This window comes from Streptomyces sp. NPDC016309 (assembly GCF_043077235.1).
Lineage (GTDB): Bacteria > Actinomycetota > Actinomycetes > Streptomycetales > Streptomycetaceae > Streptomyces.
Genome location: NZ_JBIBSG010000002.1, coordinates 552715 through 575392, shown reverse-complemented (window position 1 = coordinate 575392; position 22678 = coordinate 552715). Strand labels below are relative to the sequence as shown.

Genomic DNA, 22678 nt, shown 5'->3' with positions numbered 1-22678 from the left:
ACGGCGCGGTAAGGCACCGATGAGCAACGCCTACCCCATGCGGACGCCTCTCCCAACAGATCCATGGCACCGCACCCCTCGATGGCGCATCGACGAGTCGGTCGGTCAACCCGCGGTGACGGATGGTGGAAGGCCTTGGGAACCTTTGGTTCTTGCCCCCTTGAAGGTGGCTCCCGCTGTGGTGGCACCGGTGAAGTCCGCCTTGGTCAGGTCCGCCCCGGAGAGATCGGCACCGGTCAGGTCGGCTCCGTTGAGGCGTGCGCCCTTCAGGTTTGCGCCGGCCAGATCCACACCCGTCAGATCTGTGTCCTCGAGGCTGGCGCCCTCCAACTTCGCGCATTTGAGCTCGGAGAAGAGCGGCTCGTCGGGCGGGCAGAACTCCGTGGTGCTGAGGTTCATGCCGCTCAGGCCCGCACCGGTCAGCGTCGCGCCGGTCAGATCCGCCTCCTTGAGGCTGCCGCATTCCCTCTCAAGCACTTCGCCGGCGCCGTCGACGGTTTCCGAGCAGAACCATGCCCCCGTTAGGTCAGCGTCCGCCAGATACGCCTCGCGAAGGTCCGACTTCTCGAGGTTCGCGTCGGTGAGTTCCGCATCGTACAGGTGCGCACCGACAAGCCGGGAGGAAGTGAACTGAGCGGCTGCCAGATTTGCCCAGGAGAGATCGGCACCGCTCAAGTCGACGCCGTGCATGGCCGCGCCGCTCAGATCCGACTCGGTCAAGTCCACGTTCCTGAACTGAATCTCCTGCCCTGGTGTCTCGTACAGCTCGACGCCACGGAGACTGGTACCGCTGAGGTCGATGGGCTGACGTGGGTCCTTCGCGGGATCGCGAGAGGACAGCACAGCCAGCACGGCCTGGATGTCGGCGCGGGCGGGCGGCTCGCTCTCAGACGGCACGGGGAGCTGCCTCGGGTCGCCCCGGACCGGTGCCTGACGGCGGACGTAGGCGGAAAGGACGGACACGACGGTGGGGTGGTCTCGCGCGGAGTCGTGCATGAGGCGCTCCAGCGCGTAGATCCCGCCCAGCCGGACGTCCGCGGAGTCGGATCCCAGATTGCCGATGGCGGCATTGAACCGGTTGGTTACTTGTCCTCGTTCGATGATCGCGATCTCCTTGTTGGCCTGCGACACCTGCATCCATGTGAAGAGCAGAGCCAGGAGTGCCGCCAGGCCCGGGAGACTGGCCAGGAGCCCGGACCACTGGACGCGGGCACGGCCCAGCCCCTGGCCTCCGGAGCGGCGGTCACGACCGCGCCGCCTCCGTCGTGCGGCGCGTCGGTGCGCGATCCGCCGGAGGCGCTCGGACAGGGCCTTGGACGCCATCCCTCCCATGGCAACTCACCCTGGGGCGATTCGCCACTTGGGTGCTGCGCGGCTGCGTCGGCTTGCACGGTGGGTGGCACCACGGCCGGCCATATCAGGACGGAGGGCAGTCGGCTCCGTGAACCGCTCCGCGCCGGCCGTGCCGTCGGCCACCCGCCGGCGCCGCCGGTTTTCGGTTGTGTGCCGCTCGGGCCTCCGGCGACCTCCTTGCCGGTGCGCAGCGCGTGCCGCTCGTCAATCAGGGCCTTGGGCAGGGCATCGTAGATGCGGCCCCAGGCGGCTCGGAGGGCCTCGCCGTCCAGGCCGGCGGGCAGCCTCCAGACGTCGTCCGCCCCGGCGCGGGCGTCTTGTACGGCAGGATTCCTTTCTGTGGACGGCCTTACGCGCGACAGCGGGGCGTCGGAGGCGTGGATGACTCCTGGCCAGCGGAGGGTGTCGTCCCAGACGGGGGTCGGCTTGCTCACTGCCCGGCCTCGGCGGCGCGGTCCACCTCTCCCGGCAAGAAGAGGAACGGTACGTTCAGCGGCATCGGATGGTGACCTTTCCGGACGGGAAGGGAAGGGAGGAGGGGGTGCCGGCGAGCTCCTGAAGCCGGTCCAAGTCCTCGTCGGTCAGCGGGGCAGCCGTCGGCGCGGGCGTAGTCGACGATGGGCAGCGGGAAACGGCGCTCCCTGGTCGGGGTGGATCTGTACGGGGTGTGACCGGGGTACGCGCTGAAGAGGCAACGAGGTGATCTTGAGGCCCTGAGCGCTCGGCCCCCGTATTTCGGAGGGACACGCGCACTGCTCTGCCAGCGGCAGAACACCGGACGGACCGGGCTCGACGTTCACTACAGTCCGGTGTCATGGCGACGATTACGACGCGTACGGTCGAGTATCCGGCCGACGGTTTGACGATGATCGGGCACCTCGCGCTCCCGGCCGGTGTCGACCGCCGGCCCGCGGTGCTGCTCGGACCAGAGGGCATGGGGCTCAGCGACGTCGAGCGCCGCCGGGCCGATGCTCTCGCCGAGCTGGGATACGTAGCGCTGGCCTTCGACCTTCACGGCGGGCGCTATTTGGGCGACCCCGAGGAGATGCTGGCCCGTTGCCTGCCGCTGCTCGCTGATCCCGACCGGATGCGGGGCATCGGCCATGCGGCGCTCGACGTGCTGCGCACCGAATCGCGGGCCGACCCCGACCGGGTCGCCGCCATCGGATACGGCACCGGAGGCGCCGTCGGGCTGGAACTCGGGCGCGACGGCGTCAACCTGCGCGCGATCGGGACAGTCAACGCATTGACCACGGGCCGACCGGGCGAGGCAGCGCGCATTCGCTGCCCTGTGTGGGCCGGCGTCGGGTCGGAAGACCCGATCATGCCGCCCGCACAACGGAACGCGTTCACCGCCGAGATGCAGGCCGCAGGCGTCGATTGGCGCCTCGCGGTCTACGGCGGCGCCTTGCACGCCTTCCACCACCCGCCCGTCGACCACCCCACGGTCCCTGGCGTCGGCTACCACCCACAGCACGCGCAGCGAGCCTGGCGCGACGTCGTCGACCTGCTCGCCGAGTGCCTGCCCGTGACCGAAGGTCTGCGGGCATGACCCAGGCAAACAACCTGGCGGCAGGCCTGGTCCGCGTCGGGGCACACTCGCAGTCCCCTCGCCTCAAGTCCCCCTAGCAGAACCACATTCGGGCAGATCGATACGACACCGGCGGAGCCGGGCGAGGCGTCCGCTTGTCCGAGCTGCGCCACTTCATGGGGTACGTCAACGCCGCCGAGGACCGCGGCGCCGGTAACCGCTCGCTGCCCGTTCCGCCGCCTGTCGACCGGCCGAAGCTGCCGAAGCTGAACACGGCTGCCACGATGCCGACATCGAGCGCGGTCTCCCGCCGCGTTCCCTCCGGGCGCTCGCCAGTTGCGGCCGGACCACTGTCCCGTCCGGCTTGGTGTACCCCTTGACGAACGGCAAGGCCGGAGCCCCCTCCCTGGTCGAACGCGCGCTTTCCCGCGCAACCCACCCATATAGAGAGCCTCACTGACAACGTGTCATCACGTGATCGCCTGCTGTGATCTTGGAGGAGTTCTCGCGCCGCCGGCCGGCCCCTTACCGCGGCGCCGGGCGACCGTCACCGGCTCCACCGCCTGACCGGCCTGCACAGGAAGCCGGTTGAAGGTCGCCCACACGGCCACCGGTCCCCGGGTGCCGGCTTTGGTGAAGGCCGAACTGTCGCGCATCCACGATCCAACGACGCAGGGCCGTGCGCGCCCGGCTGACGGGATCATCCGCACACCTGCTCGGGCGTTCGTTCCGTCGTCGGGCCAGGTCGGGCGGTACGGGTCGTCGTTGATCCACCCCCGCCATACGGTGTCGCGGAGCTCGCCCGTGATCTCGTCGCTCTTCGCGGTGGTGGCGTACGCTGTCTGCGCGACCACGCTGGCTGCGGTCGCGGGGATCACTGTGGCGGTCGCCGCATCGCTCGCCCACGATCTGGCACCATCCCTTCGCCGCCGCCTGTGTCGGTCCCCCCTGCCCGAGCTCAGGCGGGCACGGTACGCCGTGCTGCTGGTCGGTGCCGTCGCCGTGGTCCTTTCCGTATGGGCCCAGAACAGCAACCCTCAGGTCCTCTTCGCCTTCACCTTCGTCGTGGCAGCGTCCGCACTGGCACCTGTGCTGCTGTGCTCCCTGTTCTGGACCGGCATGACGGCCCACGGCGCGCGGTGGGGGTTGTACGGGACACCCCTGTCCTTTGTGGCCACGCTCATGGCCCTCTCCCCTGCCGTCTCGGGCACACCTTCGGCACTGTTCCCCGACCGGGACTTCCACGTCTTCCCCTTACAGACGCCAGGGCTGGTCACGGTCCCCGTCGGCTTCGCCCTCTGCCTCCTTGGTTCAGGGAGACGGAGGACCCCTGAAGAGGAGGACTTGCCACAAGCGGACCACGCCCCGCTCGCTCAGCAGCCGCCGGGCACAGCGTCCACGACGGCGTCAGGCGGCCGCGCCCGGAGCGCTGCCCCTTGCCGGGCGTTTCCGGCTGTCAGCTGAAGACGTCCAGGACGTCCAGCCAGGAGCCCGCGTCGTCGGCGGGACGGGGCCGCATCGGGCGCGGCTCCTGGTAGGTCTCCGCTGCGGCCCTCGCGCGGACGATGTCGGGCCCGCCGCACGCCGCGACCGCCAAGGCCCCGAAAACCTTGGCGAAAGCGGCCGGGTCGCGGAACTCCACGCCGAACGCCCGGCCGTCCCGCAGCGGCACCCACACCACCCGGTCGCCCCGTGTCCACTCCAGCACCGGCTGAACGTCCGCGGTCGACCGCCCCTCCAGCCACAGCCGCGCCACATGCTGCAGGTTCACCTTCTCCATCGGCAGCCGCTTGCGGCGCACCCGCAGTTCACGCGCCGTCAGCTCGACGCGCTGGTCCTTCTTCGGATACCAGACGACGCCGATCCCGAACGGCACCCACAGCAGGATCCCGATCATCGGCCAGACCAGAGCGTCGCCCCACGACCGGAGCAGCCCGCCGTCCACCAGGTACAGAGCCCCGAAGACCACAACCCACTTGGCCGTCATCCGCCAGAACCCAGTGCCCTGCCGGTACAGAATCCGTCGCTTCCCCGTCATCGCCATGCCCGCACGCTATCCGCCGCCCCGCAGCTCACCGTAGGCGCCCTTTCGCGACGGCGGGGGCGGGTGGCGTCGCCGTGCACGCCCCTCACCATCCGGTCAGTCGAGTTCACTCTGGAGCGCCAGCAGTTCCGTCTCGCTCATCGCCACCGCCCATCCTGCCGCCTGGTGGGCAGGAACGAAGGGGCAGGGGTGGGCCAACGGCACGGTCCGAGAGCGGCGGCTAGCCGCCCCATCGCGTCCTCAGAACCTCGGCCCAGTCGCCGGCTTCCGGACCCGGGCCCTCCAGCTGTGGCACCGGGCCGGGAGCCGTCTCGATCAGGTGCACGAGCGTCCAGGCGACGCCGTAGCAATCGTCGGGGCCGAAGCAAGTGGCCAGGGCAGCCGCCTCTTCTGGCGTGACGGGACGGGAGATCCCGACCAGCTGGCGTTCACGCCGGTCGATCTCATCCTCGCTCGCGTCCCAGTCGGGAAGCGGTCCGTCGGCGACGAACGTCTGCACTTCGGGTCTCATGACCGAATGATCGTCCCCCTGACGCCTCGGAACAAGCCGTATCCATCACCGCTCGGACCGTCTCGTAGCCGATGACGGCCTCGGCGTCCGTGCGGTCGGCTTCGACCATGTCGACCGCCGCGCGGTCGAGCCGGGCGTGTGGGTAGCCGGTCGACGACGACCTGGGCGTCGTCCTTGCGGTAGACCACGGCGGCGCCCTGGTCCTCGTCGGCCCGGGCCGCCGATGGGGCAACGACGACGAAGTGAACGGACAGTCCGGGCCGGCGTGCCGGCGGCCGACGGGGCGCGGCACGCACGGCAGCATGCACGGGCGTCGGGCCTGCTTCCAGCAGGCAGCAGACCCGGCCCGGCCCGGCCCACACCACAGTGGGGTGCCGGCGTTCGCGTCGGTCAAGGTGCCGTCGAGGCCACGCGGGACGCATGGTGCGGTGCACCGGTGACGATGAGCGAGACGTTCTGCCCCCCGAAGCCGAAGGAATTGCTGAGCACGGCCTCCTGAGGGACGTCTCGTCGCTCTGCGACGACATCGAGATCGATGTCGGGATCGACGCCGACCGCGGTGAGATTGCGGGTCGGCGGGATGACACCGTGCTCCACACTGAGGACGGCGATGAGTGCTTCGATCGCGCCGGCGGCGCCGAAGAGATGACCGAGCGCCGCCTTGGGGGCGGTCACGGTGGCGGGGCCGAAGACCTCCGCGATCGCGTGCGCCTCGGCAGCGTCACCGACCGGCGTCCCGGTGGCATGGGCATTGATGTGGCTGATCTGCTCGGGAGCCAAACCGGCTTGTGCGAGGGCCTTCCGCATGGCCGCGATCTGACCGGAGCCGTCCGGTGCGGGTGCCGTGATGTGGTGGGCGTCGGCGGCGATGCCGGCGCCGGCGAGCACCGCGTGGACGCGCGCTCCCCGGGCGTCGGCATGCTCGGCGCTTTCCAGCACCATGACGGCCGCGCCTTCACTGAGGACGAATCCGCTGCGGTCCGCGGCGAACGGCCTGGACGCAGAGGCGGGTTCGACGGTGTGCCGCGACAGTGCTTTCGCCTGGGCGAATCCGGCGACGGTGATCGGTGTGATCGCGGCCTCCGTCCCGCCCGCGATCACCACGTCCGCCTCGCCGGCCCGGATGAGCCTGGCCCCCAGGGCGATCGCCTCGGCGCCGGAAGAGCACGCCGAGACGGGTGTGTAGACACCGGCCCGTGCACCGTATTCGATGCTTATCAGCGCCGCCGCCGCATTGGGCATGAGCATCGGGACCGTACGGGGCGAGACGCGCCGCGTCCCGGACGCCTCCAGGACGTCGTCTTCCTTCAGCAGCGTCTGTACGCCGCCGATGCCCGTGCCGATCGCCGATGCGAGTCGCTCCGGCTCCACCTCCGGGGCCCCGGCATCGGCCCAGGCCTCGGCCGCCGCGGCCAAGGCCGCCTGCTGTGAGCGGTCGAGCCGCCTGGCCCGCACCGGCGGCAGCGACTCGGCGGGGTCGATCGCCATCGTCCCCGCGACGAGGTCGTCGGGAAGGCCGGCGTCCTCGTGGCCTCGCGGGACGCCTCCGCGGATGCCCGATTCGCCGGCGAGCAGGGCGTCCCAGGTGGACGCTACGTCTGCCCCGAGTGGGGTGATCGCGCCGAGTCCGGTCACGACGACTTCAGTGCGGTGCGTGCGGTGCATGCCCCTCAAACTTTCTTGTATGAGATACAAGCGAACCCCTTTGTTGTATCACATACAATTCCGGTGTGGAGAAGAAGCGAAGCAGCGAAGCACGATCAACGCCGGCTCCGTCGCGTGACCGCGGTCGCGCGACGAGGCACCGGCTCATCGAGGCCACCGCGCGGCTCTGCAGGGAACGGCCCGGCGCCGAGGTGAGCGTCGCGGAGATCGCGAACGCGGCAGGTGCCTTCCCCAACCAGGTCACGTACTACTTCGGCTCCAAGGACTCGCTCCTGGTGCACGCCGCGTTTCTCGGCCTGCTGCACGACGCCCGACGCATTGAGCGCATCGGTCGCCAGGCCCCCGATGCGGCGACGTTTCGGCGCAACATCGCCCGCGCCGTACTGGCCATGCCCTCGCTCCCGTCAGTCACGCGAGCACTCGCCGCCGGGATCTCCAAGCCCGAGCTCGCCCCCGTCGTCGATGAGCACCTCCAGCTGCTGTTCCTGCAATCCGAGCGCTTCGTGCGCCAGCTCATCGAAAAGCGCGGCTGGCGGGCCCGCCGGCCGCTCAACGTGGAGGCCAGGACGTTCTGGAGCACCGCGCTCGGCGCAGTGCTTCTCGTCCGCGCGGGCGCACATGGCACCGCCGGCGACCTCGACCTCGCAGGAGCATTGAGCATTCACGACGAACCCGATCCGGCCTAGCTCGATCGAAGGCGCGTCATCCGCTGCTGTGCCGCGCGCCGCCACCGGCGGCCCGGCCGAGCGCCGGCCACGCGCCCCCGCCGCTTCCGGGCCGCGCTCCGCCCTGCTGCCCCAGGTCCCACTCCGCCGGGCGTCGCCGGGCGCGATGCCACCACAGGATGGTCTCTGCCTCCTCCCGTGGTCGCACACCGGACGCTGACCCGGCGTGTTCGGGTGCGACTCCAGTCGCACCCGATAGCGACCGGGGGCCGATGCAGCAGCGCGTGCCCCGCGCCGAGGATGGCCGGGTGACCGAGATCATCACGAGGCTGTACATGTCCCCCCTGGAAGTCCTCGCCTTGCTGGGTGCCGCCGCGATCGTGGGGGCGCGCTGGCTTCCCCCCGCCACCCGTCCACGCGTCACGATCGCGGCGGGATCGGTCGTCGTACTGTCTGCGATCGTGCTGAGCGTGGCGGGGCTCCGCTGGCAGATGCTGCCGGTACTGGCCGGCGCTGCCTGCGCGCTGCCGTTCGCCGTGTCTCCGTTGCTGCGACGCAGCGGCCGGCCGGCGTGGCGGGCGCGATGGTGGCTGGCGCTGCCGGGGTCGGCGGCCTGCCTCGGCCTGATCGCCACGGGCCCGGTGGCCGCTTGGGCGTTCCCCGTACCCGTGTTCCCCACGCCGTCAGGGGACTTCGCGGTCGGTACCCGCGTGGTGCAGTGGACCGACCCTGACCGTCTTGAGACCGCCACGGCGGACCCTCGAGACCGGCGCACGGTCGTGGTCCAGCTCTGGTACCCGGCGCAACAGAGCCCCGCAGACGCGCAGCGGGCCCAGTACCTCGGACGCACGCGGGACGAGGCACACACCGTCTCCGACGCCCTCGCGGGCTATGCCGGTCTGCCCGGCTTCCTGGTCGACGGCGTCCCCCGCGCCCACACCCATGCGGTCTTCAACGCCCCGGTCGCCGACAAGGGCGGACGGTTTCCGGTCGTACTGTTCTCCCCCGGGCTGGGCGGAGTGCGTACCCAGAGCACCGCCTGGGCGGAGGAACTGGCCAGCCACGGCTACGTGGTCGCCGCCTTCGACCACCCCTACGACTCCGCCGCCGTCGTTCTCGCCGATGGCAGAACGATCAACACGAAGATCGCTCCCACCGGCAACGACGACGAAGACGACAAGCGGGCCATTGAAACAACGAGAATTCGCGCCGCGGACCTCAGCTTCGGCCTGACTCAACTGGGCCGTCTGGACAAAGGTCGGATCGCGGGCCCGCTGACCGGGCGTCTGGACACCGGCCGGGCCGCGGTGACCGGTCACTCTTTGGGTGGTGCTGCCGCCTTGCAGGCAGCCCGCCAGGACCGCCGGTTCGCCGCCGTCATCGATCTGGACGGCTATCCCCGCGATCCCGACCCGACCTCCTACCACCAGCCGGCGCTCGGGCTCACCCAGGCCATCACTCCCCAGACCGACTCGCGTTACATACCGCGCCTCACCAAGGCCCTCGAGCGCAGCACCGCGACGAGCTACCGGCTCACCATCCCCGGCTCCGCACACCTCACCTTCATGGACGCTCCTCTCTACCTGCCGCCCGTGCGCTCCATGGTCGGCTCCCTGGGCCGCGCCGAAAGCCCGCGCGTCGTCGCCGCAGCCACTCTCGCCTTCCTGGACTCCACGCTGCGGCACAAACCGGGCAGCCTGGCCGGTGTTCTGTCGACCTACGGCGACCTCAGCGTCCACCCGTAACGATCGGCCGCGCTCCCGCAGCCGACGTGACCGGCACCGGCACCGGCACCGGCACCGAATGACAACCAACGCAACGCCGCGACTTGAAGCGCCCCAACGGGACCGGGCGCCGGGCCGCGAAACGGCGGGGGCGCCGCCCCCGCAGCCATCCCCCCGCTGAGGGGTGCAGTGGATGGTGGCCAGCAGAGGTCGCCCGGACCGGAACTCAGGCCGCTGCGGCGCGGAACGTCCTGGGGCTCAGGCCCTTGTGGCGTTTGAACGCGGCGCTGAAGCCGAACGCGTCGGCATAGCCGACCGACCTTCCGATCTGGGCGATGCTGAGATCGGTGTCGGTCAGGAGCGCCGCGGCCTCGTCCATGCGGCATTCGGTGAGGTAGGCGAGAGGCGGGCGGCCCATCAGCTTGGTGAAGCGCTTGGCGAACAGCGCCCGGGAGACGCCGGCTCGAGTGGCCAGCGACGCCACTGTCCAGGCCTCGGCGGGCCGGTCATGGAAGGCCTCCAGGGCGGGGGCGAGGACCGGGTCGGAGAGACCCCGGTACCAGCTGGGCGCGTCGGCGCCGGCCCGGTCGAACCAGTTGCGCAACGTGCACACGAGGGCCCAGTCGAGGAGCCGGTCCATCAACGCCTGTGAACCGGCCGGGAGTTGGGCGGCATCGGCGGCGGCCGTCTCCAGCCAGGCACATACCTCGACGTCCTCCTTGATCACCAGGACGGGCGGCAGGGCACGCAGGAGCCGCTCGTGCCGATGGCCCGAGGCGCGGTAGGCGCCCACGATGAGCGCGGTCGCCTCCTCCGCATCGGTGCCCCAGTGGATACCGTCGAGTTCTTGGGCGGTGCACTCGGCGTCCTTGGTGAAGCAGGCGATCTCGTACGCGGCATGGGAGCTGTGGACAGTGGTGGGATGGTCCGCGAGATGGAACGGTGCAGGGCCGCTCACGATGGCGGTATCGCCCACGCCGACCGCTCTCTCGGTGCCGTCGGGCAACATCAGAGTGCCCCCGCCGCGCAGCACGCTGATCATGGTGAGCGGTGCGTCGTCGGCGAAGCGGATGGTCCAAGGGGCCGTCAATACGGCGTGACTGACGACCGAACCCTCGGCCCGGATGCCGCTCAGTAACGAACTCAAAGGATCCACGGAACGCATCGTAGACGATCTCCTATGTTCCGAAGCGCTTCTCCCATGGATCATCTACGTCACCGCGGCTGTACTGGTTTCACCGAATCGACCGAGACCAGCCGGGAGACACACCGTGCAGCAGCACAACAGCCATGCCAGGACAGCCCTCGTGGTCGTCGCCCACCACCGCACCGATTCCCTCACCGCGCACACGGCCCGCCGTGCTGCCGCCCGGCTCGAAGCCGCCGGGTACCGCATTGACCTGCTCGACCTGCACGCCGAGGGGTTCGACCCGCGGATGACCACGTCGGACCAGCCGGACTGGGGCAACAGGGAAAAGCCGTATTCGGACGAAGTGCACGCCCATATGCAGCGCATCCTCGACGCCGATGTCATCGTCGCCGTCTTCCCGGTGTACTGGCAGAGCGTGCCCGCCATCCTCAAGGGCTGGATCGACCGCGTATGGAACTACGGGTTCGCCTACGGCCGCAGCAAGCCCCGCCTCGCCGGCAAGCGCATGCTGTGGCTGGGCCTGGCCGGCGCCACTGGCGACGATCCCGTCGTGGAGGGGATGCAAACCGTCCTCGAAGCCAATCTGAGCGAAGGCATCGCCTCCTACTGCGGCTTGTCCCACTCCACCGTCGCCCTGCTCACCGACGCGGAGGAACGCCCGCAGCGCGTCGACGCCGAAGGCAACCTCCTGGTCGGCGAAGCGGTCACTGGCTCTGAGCGAGAGGCGCAGTACGCCGATCTCGACCGGCGCGCGAAGGAGTTCGTGGACACGTTCGTCGCCGAGGAACTCGTGGCGGCCTAAACGCCAGGGAGCCGCCGGCCCGTACGCCCCCGGCTCCCCGGCCCGTATCCGTCCGTCCGCCTTCGCCTTCCCGCGCCGTGTGAGGGTGCGTCAGGGCACGCCGAGGCCATGGAAGTACATCGCTCAATCGGGCACGGCCTGGACCGCCAGTTGCAGGGCGGCCCAGGCCCGGACGGACGTGGCCGACGGCGTCGGCCCAGTACATCGGCCTGCTCCTCCGGGGCGTTCCCGACCCACGAACCCGTCGGCCGGTCAGCTCAGGGCGTCGCCCCAGCCGCTCTGGACCATGGTCTGGAAGGCCCAGGTTCCCCCTCGCCGTACGAGGATGTCGGCGTACCGCAGTTGCCGCTTCTCCTCACCGGCAGTCATGGTCGAGTCGGTGAACACCACGGCCATCGACGGGCTCAGAAAGACCGGGGTGCGGGTCGACTCGAAGGAGATCGCCTCGCCGCCTCCTTCGCTCATGACCTGGCTCATGGTGTCGATGAACTGTTGGCGGGTCCACTGAGTGGTGCGGCCGTCGCCCTTGGAGTCATCACTGACCAGGTTGAGCGGGAAGACCGCCATGTCGGCCATGCGGCCGATGTCGCGCCGGGCGCTGGCCGAGTCGTACGCGGCGAACCAGGCGTCCAGGCTCGCGCGGTCCTCGGCGGACGGGGTATAGCCGGTGTCGGGCAGTACGGTCACGGGTCCCCCTTGTGCAGGTTGCTGACTTTCGTTGACCGTATGCCCTGAGAGTCAAGTAGTCAAACTTGATTAGCTCCGTGGTGCCGGCCCCCACGCCCGCGTCCGCAGGTCGGCAGACGCGTGAGCACGGCCTGAAGTACGGCGGCAACCCGGGCGCGGGCGCCGCCCCGCCCGCGCCGTGCTGGCCGCGAGGACTCCGGCGCGGTCCGCGGCCGGTCGGCCGCACCACCCCGCTGCCCGCCGACGCGCCGTCGCGAACACCTACCGGACTCTCGTCGAACACCGGCAGTGCGGGATCACTTGGTGTCGAGGCCACCGATCAGGCGGTTGAGGAACCGGACGAAGGTGGCTTCGGGGGTGAGGGGGCGCCCGGGGGCGGAGAGGGCTTCGGCAAGTTCCGGGTGGTGTCCGTCCGCGGCGACGGCGGCGAGGTAGCGGGCTTCGGCTGCAGCCCGCTCAGGGGACTGCGCGGCTGTGGCCTGCGCGATTTCGTGGGCGACATGCCCGGCCACGAATGCGGTGAGCTGGGCGAAGATCTCCAGCTTCGCCCTGCCGTCCAGTCCAGTGGGCCGCATGGCGGCGAGCGCGTACTCCAGGAAGGCCAGGGTGTTGGGACCGGGGATGCGCCGGGTGGACAGGGCTGCGGGCAGCCAGGGGTGTCGCAGCATCTGGGTGCGCTGGAGGTGGGCGATGGCTTTCAGGTCGGCGCGCCAGTCGCCGGTGAGCGTGTCCGTGATCGGCAGTTCGCCGCTGACATGGTCGACCATCAGGTGCAGCAGTGTCTCTTTGTCCGGGGCATAGCTGTACAGCGACATGACGCCGGCTCCGACCTGTGCGGCGACCTTCCTCATGGTGACCGCTTCGAGACCCTCGGCGTCCGCCAAGGCAACGGCTGCCGCGGTGATCGTCTCTCGGCTGTAGCCGGGCTTCCGACCCCTGCGCGGCCGACCGGAGGTCAGCCAGAGCTGTTGCGGGTCGAGGCTTGGGGCATCGCCCCCTCCGTCGCGGGGCATGACCATGCTCCTTCCTTGATCGGTGGCCCTTGTGGGCCACAGTCAAGCATCCTTTATTCTCGTACAACGTACGAGAATAGCGAGGAGAACGATGACATCACGCGTGCACGGTTCCGCGTCGAGGCCGCCCTGGGCTCCGCCTTCCGGTAGGCCGCCACTGGCCTCACGGTTGATGAGGGCGACCTGGCGCGGCCTCCCAGCCAAACGGCACGATGTCGGGTGGGAGCCGGGGCTGCTGGTGCCGGCCGCCGACGGCAGCTCGCTGATCGCGGACCACTACTTTCCGCGTGCCGAGGGCGACTTCCCCACCCTCCTGGTGCGCTCGCCGTACGGCAGAGGCCTGCCGTGGTCCCCTATGTACGGCCTGCTCTTCGCCGAACAGGGCTTCCACGTACTCCTGCAGAGCTGCCGCGGCACCGGCGGCTCCGGGGGTGCGTTCGACCTGTGGCGCAACGAGGCCGCCGACGGCCAGGCCTCGGTGTCCTGGCTGCGCGAGCAACCCTGGTTCGACGGGACACTGGGCACCGTCGGCCCCAGTTATCTGGGCTACGTGCAATGGGCCCTCGCCGAGGACCCGCCACCGGAGCTGAAGGCAATGGTGGTGCAGGTGGGCCTGCACGATCCCTACGCCCTGTTCCATGCGCACGGTGCGCTACGCCTGGAGACCGCACTCGCCGTCGCCGTCGGCATGACCTACCAGCACCAGGGGATGGGGCCGTTCCTGAGGGCGACACTGCGCCTGCAACGACGCCTGCGTGATGTCACCACCGCGCAGCCGCTGCGCGGGGCGTACGCGTCAGCCCTGGGGGGCGAAGTGCCGTGGCTGGACGACGTGATGACACACCCGGACGCCGAGGACGCGTACTGGCGGGGCGCTTCCCTGGCGCGGGTGGCGGGGCGGCTCGGCGTGCCCACGAGTCTGATCACCGGATGGCATGACGCGCTGGCCGATCAGACCTTCGAGCAGTACGACCGGCTACGTCTGGCCGGATGCGAGACCAGCCTGCTTGTCGGCCCCTGGACCCACACCTCCGCCCTGCAACAGGGGTGGCCCGAGGTGTTCGCCGAAAGCCTCACCTGGCTGCGCGCTCACCTGCACGCCGACCCCTCCGGCGTTCGTCCCACAAGGGTGCGCGTGCACATCGGCGGCGAAAACGCCTGGCGGGACCTCGACGACTGGCCACCGACCAGGGCCGTCGGCCCCTGGTTTCCCACCGCGCAGGGGCATCTGACCCGGCAGGCTCCCACGGACTCGGCACCACTGGCGTCGTTCCGCTACGACCCCGACGACCCCACCCCGTCTCTCGGCGGCCCTGTGCTCTCCCGTACCGCCGGACCTCGCGACAACAGCAGCTTGGAGGCTCGGGAAGACGTCCTGACGTTCACCAGCCCCCCGCTGACCGAGCCCGTGGACATCCTCGGACCGGTCTCGGCGCGGTTGAGCATCTCCACGGACACCGGTCATGGCGACGTCTTCACCCGTCTGTGCGACGTCGACACGCGGGGCCGCTCCGTCAACATCTGTGACGGGCTGGGCCGTCTGCGGACGGACGGGCACGAGCCGTCGCAGATTACCGTGCCGATGAGCTCAACCGCCCACAGATTTGCCGTCGGTCACCGCATACGCTGGCAGATCAGCGGGGGCGCCCATCCGCGTTACGCCCGCAATCCCGGCAACGGGGTGTCGCCGGTGGACACCACTTCCTTCACACCGGTGCGCATCACGCTCCACACCGACTCGGCGCTGATGCTTCCGATCCACGACCCCGGTTCCGGGCTCGGCCCCCCGGTGAACGGCTGACCAGCCGGACCCGAGGGTCCAGCTCCTTCCTCGGCGCAGGCCTCGTCGTCCAGGCGGACCGCCTCCGCGCTGCGCGAGGCGGCCAGGCCGCCGCCAACCGGGGTGGAGGGACACGGTGCGGCGGCCCGGAGAGCACGGCGGCGTCGAGGACCGGGCCGAGCGTGCCGAGTTGGTCCTCCTGGCCCGCCGGTACGCCTGCATGGTCCGCCCGCGCTCTACCCAACCACACTGGACGACGAGTCTGTGGTGCGGGACGCCGCCGGGCGCCTCGCATGCGAACGGCTGCGGGACCGGCTCGCGCGGCGCGGCACGGCACCCATGCGGCCCGAACCACGGGCCAGTGGCCGGCACACTTCGTCACGTTCGCTCTGCTGCGGCTGTCCGGGAGCGACACGACCACGTGGCCGCGCCGGCGGCGCGGGGCGGTGCTGGAGTCAGCGGTGCCGAGCGCGCGCGGCCGGGGCGCGTCACACAGTTGGGCTTTCCCGGGAAGCGGGCCGACGTGGGCCTCACCGTCGCGCTGTCCGGCTGAGCCGCCACCCTCTGCCCTCGAACGGCGCCCCGAGCTGCTTCGCCCGCTTGGTCATGTGCCGGACGCCGAGGCGGCGTCCGCCCGAATGTGTGCTTCGGGCACGGTGCACGGTGGGCCGGCAGCCATCGGGGAGACGATCAGGCGGCGTAGAACATGGCGACGACGCAGGCGATGAGGCCAGTAATGAATACGAACGCAGCCGTCACCCCCCAGGCCCTGTCATTCGACAGTCGAGCCCGTCCATAGCCCAGCGTGGCGAGCCCGCCGACGAAGGGAAGCGCGGCGGCCATGAGCATGACGGACCCCGCTGCGGCGGACGTGGTGTGCGTGGGAGTGGAGTCGGTCAGGAGCTGCTGCGCGCCGTTGAGCGCCAGCGGTAGGACGGCCAGGAGCGCCGGGAAGGCTGAAGCGGTCAGCATGGCGACGATGACCAGTGCTCCGCGTACCTTCCGAGGGGGGAAGGAGTTGATCATGTTTGTCCTCCTAACGGACCGGTCAGAAGGTGGAGGCGGGCCAAGGGACGTCGGTGGCGACTGGCGCTGTGTAGTCGATGCCGGGGACGGAGAATCCGTAGAGGCGTCGGACCTCGGCGCGGAACCAGTCGAGGTCGGCCAGGTCGGCGACGGTCGCCGTGGTGGCGGTCTCCCAGCGTTCTGCGACGGCCGCCTGCACGTCGTCGGCCAGTTCGAAGGCGTCCAGCCGGATGCGGCCTTCGTCGTCCAGGACGAGCGGGGCGGCGCCGGTGAGCTGGTCCCACAAGGTGGCGAGCTGGCGGATCGGCGGGACGAGGCCCTCTCCGAGGACGCCGCGCAACAGGCCGGTGTACAGGGCGATGCCGGGGATCGCGGTGGAGGACTGGGTGACGGCGGCGCCGTTGACGGAGGTCACGGCCAGCCCGCCCACGGTCTTGTCGAGGCGCTCGTTCAGGGTGCGGGCGGTGGCCTCCAAATGGGCTTTGGCCGCGCCGATGGTGCCCTGCCGGTAGATCGCCGCCGTCAGGGACGAGCCGATGTAGGACAGCGCGGCGGTGGCGAACCCGTCGGCAAGCAGCCCTCGCGCGGCGAGGTGCTCGATCCAGCGCTCCCAGTCCGCACCACCCATCACGGCGACGGTCTGCTCCACGTCGTCGCCCTCGGCGGGTTCGGTCTCCACCTCGCGGACCTCAGCAACGCCTTCATCGTCGAAGATGAGGGTCTTGGTGCGGTTCGCCCGGCCGATCGGCTTGAGAACCGATGCGTAGGTGGTATTGGTGTCGGGGTCGGTGCGCCGGGGCGCGGCCACCGAGTAGATCAGGTAGTCGAGTCGGCCCCCGAAACGCTGCTCGATGAGGTCGGCGACCTGCTCCTTCATCGAGTCGGAGAACGCGTCGCCGTTGAGGAAGACCATGTCCCGCCCGGCGCTGCGGGCGATGTCGGCGGTGGCCGCGGTGCGGTACCAGCCGGCCGTCGCGGTACGCCGCACGGTGGGGGCTTTCTCGAAGGACACCGCGATACCGCGGATACCGGCGCGCTTGAGTCCGGCAAGCGTGGCGGCGAGGCCGTATCCCGCGGAGGAGCCGATGACCAGCGCGACCGGCCCGTCGTCGACAGGCACGCCGGCGGGTGCCGGGCATGCCCGCCACATGTCGTCCACCAGCTTCCGGCAGCCCGCCGGGTGGGAGTCGAGGAAGAGGAAGCCCCGGTTGCGGGGGGTGAGAACACGCTCGCTCACGATGACAGTCCTTGGGTCGGTCGGGGCACGGACGTGGTGACCGGCCCGGCCGACCACGCCCTGCAAGTCTGCGCAGACTTCCCCGTACTCGGCGGCCCCGCCAGGAACAACGATCATGAGCCTGTATTGGAGTGTTCCACCACTTCCGGCTCAGCAAGACGCAGCCGCCGCAGTGGGCGGGCCGGCCGTGCCGGTGCCGCTGTAGGCACAGCATCTGCTGCCGCCGCCCAAGGAAGCTCAGCGGGACGGATCGGCGGATCGCGGGTACGGCCTGGGCGTGTTGGCGGGCGCCCGCCCAGGGGCGCCCGCCCTCGGCGCGGGCGACCAGCGCGACGGTGACCGGTCGGCCCAGCCACGGAATGGGCACGGAGCGACCGCACGACGGCAGGACAGCGACACAGCGGCGAGACCCGGCAGGGCAGCGGCACGGCCGGTGGCCGCACCACTGGTCCCGCCCTTTCCGGATGGCCGCCCGGTCAGTACAGCTTGTTGACGGCCGTGCTCGTGGTCTTCTTGAAGGCGGCGACGGGCGCGTTCCCGAAGTCGCCCATCTGCCTCCACTCCACGACGGTGACGGTCCTGTCGTCGCGCCCGACCGACAGCAGGGCGATGTCGGTGGCACCCCAGGACGTCTCGGTGTGCAGGCCACGGACGCGGGCGCCCTCCTCGACCGGCAGCGTGCCGTAGTCCCGGCCCTCGGCCTCGACGTCGGGCGAGGACTTCTCGATACGGTCGGCGCAGGTGCGGATCAGGTCGTCGTAGTGCTTCGCCAGGGCCTTGGCCTGGGCGGCTGTGCCCGTCACGACGGTCAGCTGCACTGCGCTGGTGTCCAGGTCGGTCCGGAACGTCCGGTGCCGGTAGTCGTAGGCGGGCACGCCCTCCGTGCTCACGCAGAGGCCGAGTTCCTCCGGGAACCCGTCGGTGACCGGCCCGGCGGTCCAGGACGACGTCGGGTGCGGCGGCAACTGGGACGCCGACAGGAACGTGGGCGCGGCGGCCTTCGGCGCGGCGCCGGCGGCCGGTGCCGTGAGGACCGTGCCCGCTGCGAGGGCGGCGACGCCGAGTGCGGTGAGAGCGCTCGTTCGGATGCGCATGGACATGGGTGTTCCCCCGTGGATGAGTGCGTGGACGTGGACGCCGCGGCGAGGCCGGCTGGTCGGCCCGGGCCTGGTCGGTGCGGCACCAAGAGCATCAGCGATCACAGCGGCCGGGCGCAACAGCCGACGGCCGATCGGGCGGGGTGGAACCGTCCCAGCCCCTCTGACGTGCAGGTACATGAGGTGCCTGGGATGCCGTCCCGGGCCGGGTGGGGTCGTACGAGGACGGGGGAAGCCGTGGCGGTACGGGACGACGGCGACGGCATCGACGAGGTGGCGGAGTTCGCGGCGCTGCTGCGGGCGCTGAAGGAGCGAACGGACCGCAGCTATGGCTCGCTGGCCCGCCGTCTGGGTATGAACACCTCGACGCTGCACCGCTACTGTGCGGGTGACGCGGTGCCGGTCGACTTCGCCCCCGTGGAGCGCTTCGCGGCCCTGTGCGGGGCGACTGCGGAACACCGCCTGGAACTCCACCGCCGTTGGCTCCTGGCAGCGGCAGCCCGCCGTCGGCCTCTTACGGCGGGGGCGGCGGAGAGCTCGCCCGACGCCATGGCGGCGGGAGCCGTGAACGACGCGGCGAACGGACCGGACACAGCGGTGGAGGGCATCGCCGAACCGGACACGGCGCCGAAGGCCACCGGCGGTCCGGTCGCCGCAGCGGACCCTGCGCCCGGACCGCCCGGCGCGCCCGCGCCGGCGCCGGCGCCCCCGCGCCGCCCCTGGCACCGCCGTAGACCTCTCGTGGTCGGACTGGCCTCCGTCTGCGCCGTACTCGCGATGCTCGGGGCCTTGTTCGTGCTGCCGGACGGGCGGCGGGCGTCCGCCGACGGTCCTTCCCCGGCCGCCGGTCCGGCGGCGCCCAATACGGCCAAGGCCAGGCCCCCGAAGCGACGGGATGCCTCACCCAGCCCGAGCCAGGCCCCCGCCTCCGAGCGGCCTTCGGGCTCGGCCACCCCGAAGAGGAAGCCGGACACCTCTCGCCCGCCCGGCGCGACCTCCACCCCGCCCCGCGGTGCACAGCCTGCCGGGCTGCCGCTCACCTGGTCCGTCACCTCCCACACGTGGAAGCTCGGTTGCGGTCACGACTACGTCATCGCCAAGCCGCCGAGCCAGGTCCCCCCTCCCCCGGCCCCGCAGGACGCGGCGCCCTGGGCGGCGACACAAGGCGCGGTGGACGGCGGCGAAACGCTCGTGCATCTGTCGGTGCAGGGGCGCAGCGACACGGCCGTCGTACTGGAGGCGCTGCGTGTGCGCGTGGTCGGCCGTAAGGCGCCGGCCGAGGGCAACGCCTACGCCATGGATCAGGGCTGCGGCGGCTCGATCACTCCCCGGTACTTCGCCGTGGACCTGGACAAGGACCGCCCCCTCGCCCGCGCGGTCGCCGGGAACGATGCCGGCACGCCGATCCCGGCCGTACGCATGCCCTACCGCGTCTCGGCGAAGGAACCCGAGGTCCTGCTGGTCACGGCCGGGACCAGCTCGTGCGACTGCCGCTGGTACCTGGAGCTGGACTGGTCCTCCCAGGGCCGCAAGGGCACGGTGCGCATCGACGACGACGGCCGTCCGTTCCGCACCAGCGCCATCGAGGGCCTGCCCCAGTACACGTACGACACCCTGGGACGCCGATGGGAGCGCAGCAGCTAAGGACGGGCCACGTCGGGGAAGGGAGGCCCTCGGACGTGCACGCGGGCCAGAAGGTGAGCGCCTACGCGCAGACGCGGATCGGAGCGGCGTTTCAGGCGGTTTGAGGGGTCCAGGTCTGCGCTGAGGGATGGTCGGCCGCCTCCTGGGGGACCTGCGCACAAGGCGTATAGCCGGACAGGAAGAGGGAGGTGGTCGAGTTGTTCCAGTCCAGGTCGAACTTGTCGCCTGTCGACGGATCTTCGAAGCGGAAGCCGTACTCGACGTGGTCCTTGATCCGGCGGTTGCCGTCGTGGGTGAGGGTCCAGCCGGCGGAGGTGAACTCCCGGCGCAAGCGGGCTTCCGTGGCACGGGCGACGTCGTCCGGGATGCCTTCGACCGTCCAGGTGAGGCTGAAGGTGACAACGTCGGGGACCGTTTCGTCGATCGTGAAGCCGCCCGCGTAGCAGCTGTGCTGGGGCTCAACGGGTCGGGGACCGACCGCCTTGTGGGGCGGCAGGGCCATGCCGTCGTACGCCCACTGCGCGCGGTCCCTGAGACGCTGGGCCAGCTTCGCCGGGTCGCCGGCAGGGTAATCCCGCTCCAGTACGGAACAGCCCGTGGTCGTCAGGGCGGCCAGCAGCAGGGCCAGGAGCGCGGCGATCTTCCTCATGGGGTCGACGGTACGAACGAGGCGACGCCGCCCGCATGAGTACGGGTACTCAACGCCCCCCGTATGAGCGGCGCGAGGCCTGACGCCGACGCGAGCTGCCGGCGGAGGAGTCGCCCGATCGGGATCGGATCGGCGGTACGGCTCCAGTGCGCCTTCAGGAGGACGGCGGCGTGGCGGCTCTCTGTTCCGGGGCCGTGGCCACGGTGGCCGCCGGGCCGCCGCGTAGCCCGGGTGCCAGCAGCAAGGTCACGGCGAGCGAGGCCGCCGCCGTCACCACCATCCCGGTGGCGGGTGACGTCAGTTCGGCCACGGACCCGGCCACCGCCGCCCCGGCCCCCTGCATGGTGAGCATCCCGGAGCTGTGCAGGCCGAGTGCCTGCCCGCTCAGTGCGTCGGGCGTCAGTGCCATCAGCCGTTCCTGGAGCAGCAGCCCCGCCGCGTATCCGAAGGTGGCGACGGTGACCAGCACCAGGGCGATCGACAATCCGGGGCCGATCGAGAAGAGCAGGTACGGAGCGGCCAGCAGGACGCACAACGGGACGGGCAGCCGCTCCCTCCAGCGGGCCGGCAGATAGCGGCCCGCGACGACGTCCCCGACCAGCATCCCCACGGCCCCGCAGGCGAAGAGGAGGCCCGCGTCGTCGGGCGCGTACGGGACGTACAGCGACTCCACCCCGACGATCAGACCGTTCGGCACCCACAGCGCGAGGTAGACGTACCGCCGGGGCGCCAGCGACCACAGCCGTGCGTGCGTGCGCCAGGTCTCGGCGATCGACGCCCTCCCGGCACCCCGGGGTGACCGGCTGCTCAGCCCGCAGCCCGCCACCACGGCGGCCACCACGTACAGGACGGCGGACAGGAGCAGCGTGCCGCGCGCCGAGATCATCGGCACCAGCGCGCCGCCGAGCGCGAAGCCGCAGATCTGGATGACCCCGACCGACATGTTGAGGACGGAGCGCCCCAGAAGATATCCGTCCCGGGTCAGGATCTCGTTGAGCAGCCCGTATCCGACCCCGCCGCTGACCGACCCGGCGACGCCGAGCGCCAGCAGTACCGCGAACACGGCCCACACGGGCAGGCCGGGTATGGCCTGCACGGCCACGCCCATTCCGAAGAGGAGGCCGAGGACCGTCATGGCGGCGCGCGGTGGCAGCCGGTCCGCTGCGGACAGTACGGTGGCCGCCCCCACCGCCTGGGCGAAGGCGGTACCGAACATGGCAAGGGAGGACAGCAGCGCCGAGCCCGTCCGCTCGTAGACCAGGATGCCGAGGGCCGGCCCGCCGATCGTCTGGGCCGTGGTCTGCCCGGCCGAGGCGAGGAAGAGGGGGGTGAATTCGCTGGTACGGAACAATTCTCGATACGCACGCATGGCGGAGAGCGTCTCCGACATGGGGCAGCGGTCGTAATCCTTCGCGGGGAGGCGAAACCAATGAGCTGGTGGCGGGTCGATTCGGACACTCTCGCCGGGAGCCGTTTCGTCATCTCTCCGCTGGCCGAGACGCTCGCCGGCCTGAAGACCCTGCACCACGGCCGCGCCGCCCACCTCGGGGAGCACCAGTGGCTCGCCGCTCACCTGTCCCGCTACCGGGACCGCCTCGCCGGTGATCCGGTGACGGCAATTCTGGTCAGGGCCGCGCTGCGACGCCGTTGGAACGCGACCTTCCTCACCCCCGCCCCGGCGGGCGACGGCGGTCGCACGTTCCCCGAGGAGCTGGAACAGGTCCGCAGCGCCCCGCCCGCGGCAGTCCGCGCCGACCTGGAGGAGTCGCTCAACGGCCCGTTGCCGGAGCTGCTGCGCCGCGACGACCTGGCCCAGCGGGCCGCGGGCCTGTTGGAGTGGGTCTGGTCGGAGACCGTCGAGCCCTCGTGGCCACGCCGCCTCGGGATCATGGAGGCCGATATCGTCGCCCGTACCGCCCGGCTCGGGCGGCACGGCTGGGCCGCCGCTCTGAACGAGATGCGCCCGGACATGCGCTGGCTCGGGGGCGACCGTCTGCGAACCACTGTCTGCGACGGCCCGCCGCTGGAACTCTTCCGGGGGCGGCTGATGTTCGTCCCGGTCACCCTGAGCCAGAGCTGGCTGTGCTGGGACGTCCCGTC

General features: G+C 70.9%; 21 protein-coding genes. 8 read left to right on the top strand and 13 right to left on the bottom strand.

The window, feature by feature from the left end:
- Window positions 1-105 precede the first annotated feature (105 nt).
- Window positions 106-1137 carry a pentapeptide repeat-containing protein gene (locus ACF068_RS07305; protein ID WP_392273174.1) on the bottom strand — a complete coding sequence of 344 codons (1032 nt, stop codon included), beginning with the start codon at window positions 1135-1137 and terminating at the stop codon, window positions 106-108.
- Between the two features lie 1030 nt (window positions 1138-2167).
- Here ACF068_RS07305 and ACF068_RS07300 point away from each other — a divergent pair.
- Window positions 2168-2905: a dienelactone hydrolase family protein gene (locus ACF068_RS07300; protein ID WP_392273173.1), complete on the top strand. Its 738-nt coding sequence runs from the start codon at window positions 2168-2170 to the stop codon at window positions 2903-2905.
- Between the two features lie 449 nt (window positions 2906-3354).
- Here the strand turns inward: ACF068_RS07300 and ACF068_RS07295 are convergent, their stop codons facing one another.
- On the bottom strand, window positions 3355-3738 hold the full coding sequence (locus ACF068_RS07295) for a hypothetical protein (RefSeq protein WP_392273289.1): 384 nt from the start codon (window positions 3736-3738) through the stop codon (window positions 3355-3357).
- Here ACF068_RS07295 and ACF068_RS07290 point away from each other — a divergent pair.
- The gene (locus tag ACF068_RS07290; RefSeq protein WP_392273283.1) at window positions 3671-4348 is read left to right on the top strand and encodes a hypothetical protein; all 678 of its coding nucleotides are present in this window, start codon (window positions 3671-3673) and stop codon (window positions 4346-4348) included. The genes ACF068_RS07295 and ACF068_RS07290 overlap by 68 nt on opposite strands.
- On the opposite strand, the gene ACF068_RS07285 is transcribed toward ACF068_RS07290, so the two are convergent.
- The 3 genes from ACF068_RS07285 to ACF068_RS07275 form a co-directional block, all read right to left on the bottom strand.
- Entirely contained in the window at window positions 4341-4928 is a 588-nt protein-coding gene (locus tag ACF068_RS07285) for a hypothetical protein (protein WP_392273172.1), read from the bottom strand. The genes ACF068_RS07290 and ACF068_RS07285 overlap by 8 nt on opposite strands.
- A 220-nt stretch (window positions 4929-5148) precedes the next feature.
- Window positions 5149-5439 carry a hypothetical protein gene (locus ACF068_RS07280; RefSeq protein WP_392273171.1) on the bottom strand — a complete coding sequence of 97 codons (291 nt, stop codon included), beginning with the start codon at window positions 5437-5439 and terminating at the stop codon, window positions 5149-5151.
- A gap of 390 nt (window positions 5440-5829) precedes the next feature.
- Window positions 5830-7104, bottom strand: coding sequence for a beta-ketoacyl-[acyl-carrier-protein] synthase family protein (locus ACF068_RS07275; RefSeq protein WP_392273170.1), 1275 nt, complete (start codon window positions 7102-7104; stop codon window positions 5830-5832).
- Between the two features lie 65 nt (window positions 7105-7169).
- Here ACF068_RS07275 and ACF068_RS07270 point away from each other — a divergent pair, with 65 nt between their 5' ends.
- Both ACF068_RS07270 and ACF068_RS07265 read left to right on the top strand, forming a co-directional pair.
- On the top strand, window positions 7170-7790 hold the full coding sequence (locus tag ACF068_RS07270; RefSeq protein WP_392273169.1) for a TetR/AcrR family transcriptional regulator C-terminal domain-containing protein: 621 nt from the start codon (window positions 7170-7172) through the stop codon (window positions 7788-7790).
- A gap of 251 nt (window positions 7791-8041) precedes the next feature.
- On the top strand, window positions 8042-9514 hold the full coding sequence (locus ACF068_RS07265) for an alpha/beta hydrolase family protein (RefSeq protein WP_392273168.1): 1473 nt from the start codon (window positions 8042-8044) through the stop codon (window positions 9512-9514).
- A 205-nt stretch (window positions 9515-9719) separates the two neighbouring features.
- Here ACF068_RS07265 and ACF068_RS07260 read toward each other — a convergent pair whose 3' ends face one another.
- The gene (locus ACF068_RS07260) at window positions 9720-10658 is read right to left on the bottom strand and encodes an AraC family transcriptional regulator (protein ID WP_392273167.1); all 939 of its coding nucleotides are present in this window, start codon (window positions 10656-10658) and stop codon (window positions 9720-9722) included.
- A 106-nt stretch (window positions 10659-10764) separates the two neighbouring features.
- Between ACF068_RS07260 and ACF068_RS07255 the strand changes: the two genes are divergently transcribed.
- Window positions 10765-11445: an NAD(P)H oxidoreductase gene (locus tag ACF068_RS07255; RefSeq protein WP_392273166.1), complete on the top strand. Its 681-nt coding sequence runs from the start codon at window positions 10765-10767 to the stop codon at window positions 11443-11445.
- A gap of 252 nt (window positions 11446-11697) precedes the next feature.
- On the opposite strand, the gene ACF068_RS07250 is transcribed toward ACF068_RS07255, so the two are convergent.
- Together ACF068_RS07250 and ACF068_RS07245 are read right to left on the bottom strand one after the other, a co-directional pair.
- The gene (locus ACF068_RS07250) at window positions 11698-12132 is read right to left on the bottom strand and encodes a DUF4440 domain-containing protein (RefSeq protein ID WP_392273165.1); all 435 of its coding nucleotides are present in this window, start codon (window positions 12130-12132) and stop codon (window positions 11698-11700) included.
- A 296-nt stretch (window positions 12133-12428) separates the two neighbouring features.
- Window positions 12429-13145: a TetR/AcrR family transcriptional regulator C-terminal domain-containing protein gene (locus ACF068_RS07245; protein ID WP_392273164.1), complete on the bottom strand. Its 717-nt coding sequence runs from the start codon at window positions 13143-13145 to the stop codon at window positions 12429-12431.
- A gap of 172 nt (window positions 13146-13317) precedes the next feature.
- Between ACF068_RS07245 and ACF068_RS07240 the strand changes: the two genes are divergently transcribed.
- A complete protein-coding gene (locus ACF068_RS07240) occupies window positions 13318-14946 on the top strand; it encodes a CocE/NonD family hydrolase (RefSeq protein WP_392273163.1) in 1629 nt (542 codons plus the stop codon).
- A gap of 669 nt (window positions 14947-15615) precedes the next feature.
- Here the strand turns inward: ACF068_RS07240 and ACF068_RS07235 are convergent.
- The 3 genes from ACF068_RS07235 to ACF068_RS07225 form a co-directional block, all read right to left on the bottom strand.
- Entirely contained in the window at window positions 15616-15951 is a 336-nt protein-coding gene (locus ACF068_RS07235) for a hypothetical protein (protein ID WP_392273162.1), read from the bottom strand.
- A 22-nt stretch (window positions 15952-15973) separates the two neighbouring features.
- Window positions 15974-17188: an enoyl-[acyl-carrier-protein] reductase FabV gene (gene fabV, locus ACF068_RS07230; RefSeq protein WP_392273161.1), complete on the bottom strand. Its 1215-nt coding sequence runs from the start codon at window positions 17186-17188 to the stop codon at window positions 15974-15976.
- 476 nt (window positions 17189-17664) lie between these two features.
- Complete coding sequence (locus ACF068_RS07225; RefSeq protein ID WP_392273160.1) at window positions 17665-18288, bottom strand: hypothetical protein; 624 nt, start codon at window positions 18286-18288, stop codon at window positions 17665-17667.
- Window positions 18289-18522: 234 nt separating this feature from the next.
- Here ACF068_RS07225 and ACF068_RS07220 point away from each other — a divergent pair, with 234 nt between their 5' ends.
- Window positions 18523-19929 (top strand): helix-turn-helix domain-containing protein, encoded by a 1407-nt coding sequence (locus ACF068_RS07220; RefSeq protein ID WP_392273159.1) that lies wholly within the window; start codon window positions 18523-18525, stop codon window positions 19927-19929.
- 91 nt (window positions 19930-20020) lie between these two features.
- Here the strand turns inward: ACF068_RS07220 and ACF068_RS07215 are convergent, their stop codons facing one another.
- Together ACF068_RS07215 and ACF068_RS07210 are read right to left on the bottom strand one after the other, a co-directional pair.
- Window positions 20021-20578, bottom strand: a complete 558-nt coding sequence (locus ACF068_RS07215) for a hypothetical protein (RefSeq protein ID WP_392273158.1) — start codon at window positions 20576-20578, stop codon at window positions 20021-20023.
- A gap of 154 nt (window positions 20579-20732) precedes the next feature.
- Complete coding sequence (locus ACF068_RS07210) at window positions 20733-21947, bottom strand: MFS transporter (RefSeq protein ID WP_392273157.1); 1215 nt, start codon at window positions 21945-21947, stop codon at window positions 20733-20735.
- Window positions 21948-22007: 60 nt separating this feature from the next.
- On the opposite strand from ACF068_RS07210, the gene ACF068_RS07205 reads away from it, so the two are divergent.
- Window positions 22008-22678 (top strand): transcriptional regulator (locus tag ACF068_RS07205; protein ID WP_392273156.1); only part of this gene is annotated, 671 nt, incomplete at its 3' end.

Bases quoted from the DNA above. Each gene is read 5' to 3' on its own strand.
- ACF068_RS07305 (WP_392273174.1), bottom strand. From the start codon at position 1,137: ATGCAGGTGTCGCAGGCCAACAAGGAGATCGCGATCATCGAACGAGGA.
- ACF068_RS07300 (WP_392273173.1), top strand. From the start codon at position 2,168: ATGGCGACGATTACGACGCGTACGGTCGAGTATCCGGCCGACGGTTTG.
- ACF068_RS07285 (WP_392273172.1), bottom strand. From the start codon at position 4,928: ATGGCGATGACGGGGAAGCGACGGATTCTGTACCGGCAGGGCACTGGG.
- ACF068_RS07280 (WP_392273171.1), bottom strand. From the start codon at position 5,439: ATGAGACCCGAAGTGCAGACGTTCGTCGCCGACGGACCGCTTCCCGAC.
- ACF068_RS07275 (WP_392273170.1), bottom strand. From the start codon at position 7,104: ATGCACCGCACGCACCGCACTGAAGTCGTCGTGACCGGACTCGGCGCG.
- ACF068_RS07265 (WP_392273168.1), top strand. From the start codon at position 8,042: ATGCAGCAGCGCGTGCCCCGCGCCGAGGATGGCCGGGTGACCGAGATC.
- ACF068_RS07260 (WP_392273167.1), bottom strand. From the start codon at position 10,658: ATGCGTTCCGTGGATCCTTTGAGTTCGTTACTGAGCGGCATCCGGGCC.
- ACF068_RS07245 (WP_392273164.1), bottom strand. From the start codon at position 13,145: ATGCCCCGCGACGGAGGGGGCGATGCCCCAAGCCTCGACCCGCAACAG.
- ACF068_RS07240 (WP_392273163.1), top strand. From the start codon at position 13,318: ATGAGGGCGACCTGGCGCGGCCTCCCAGCCAAACGGCACGATGTCGGG.
- ACF068_RS07235 (WP_392273162.1), bottom strand. From the start codon at position 15,951: ATGATCAACTCCTTCCCCCCTCGGAAGGTACGCGGAGCACTGGTCATC.
- ACF068_RS07225 (WP_392273160.1), bottom strand. From the start codon at position 18,288: ATGTCCATGCGCATCCGAACGAGCGCTCTCACCGCACTCGGCGTCGCC.
- ACF068_RS07215 (WP_392273158.1), bottom strand. From the start codon at position 20,578: ATGAGGAAGATCGCCGCGCTCCTGGCCCTGCTGCTGGCCGCCCTGACG.
- ACF068_RS07210 (WP_392273157.1), bottom strand. From the start codon at position 21,947: ATGCGTGCGTATCGAGAATTGTTCCGTACCAGCGAATTCACCCCCCTC.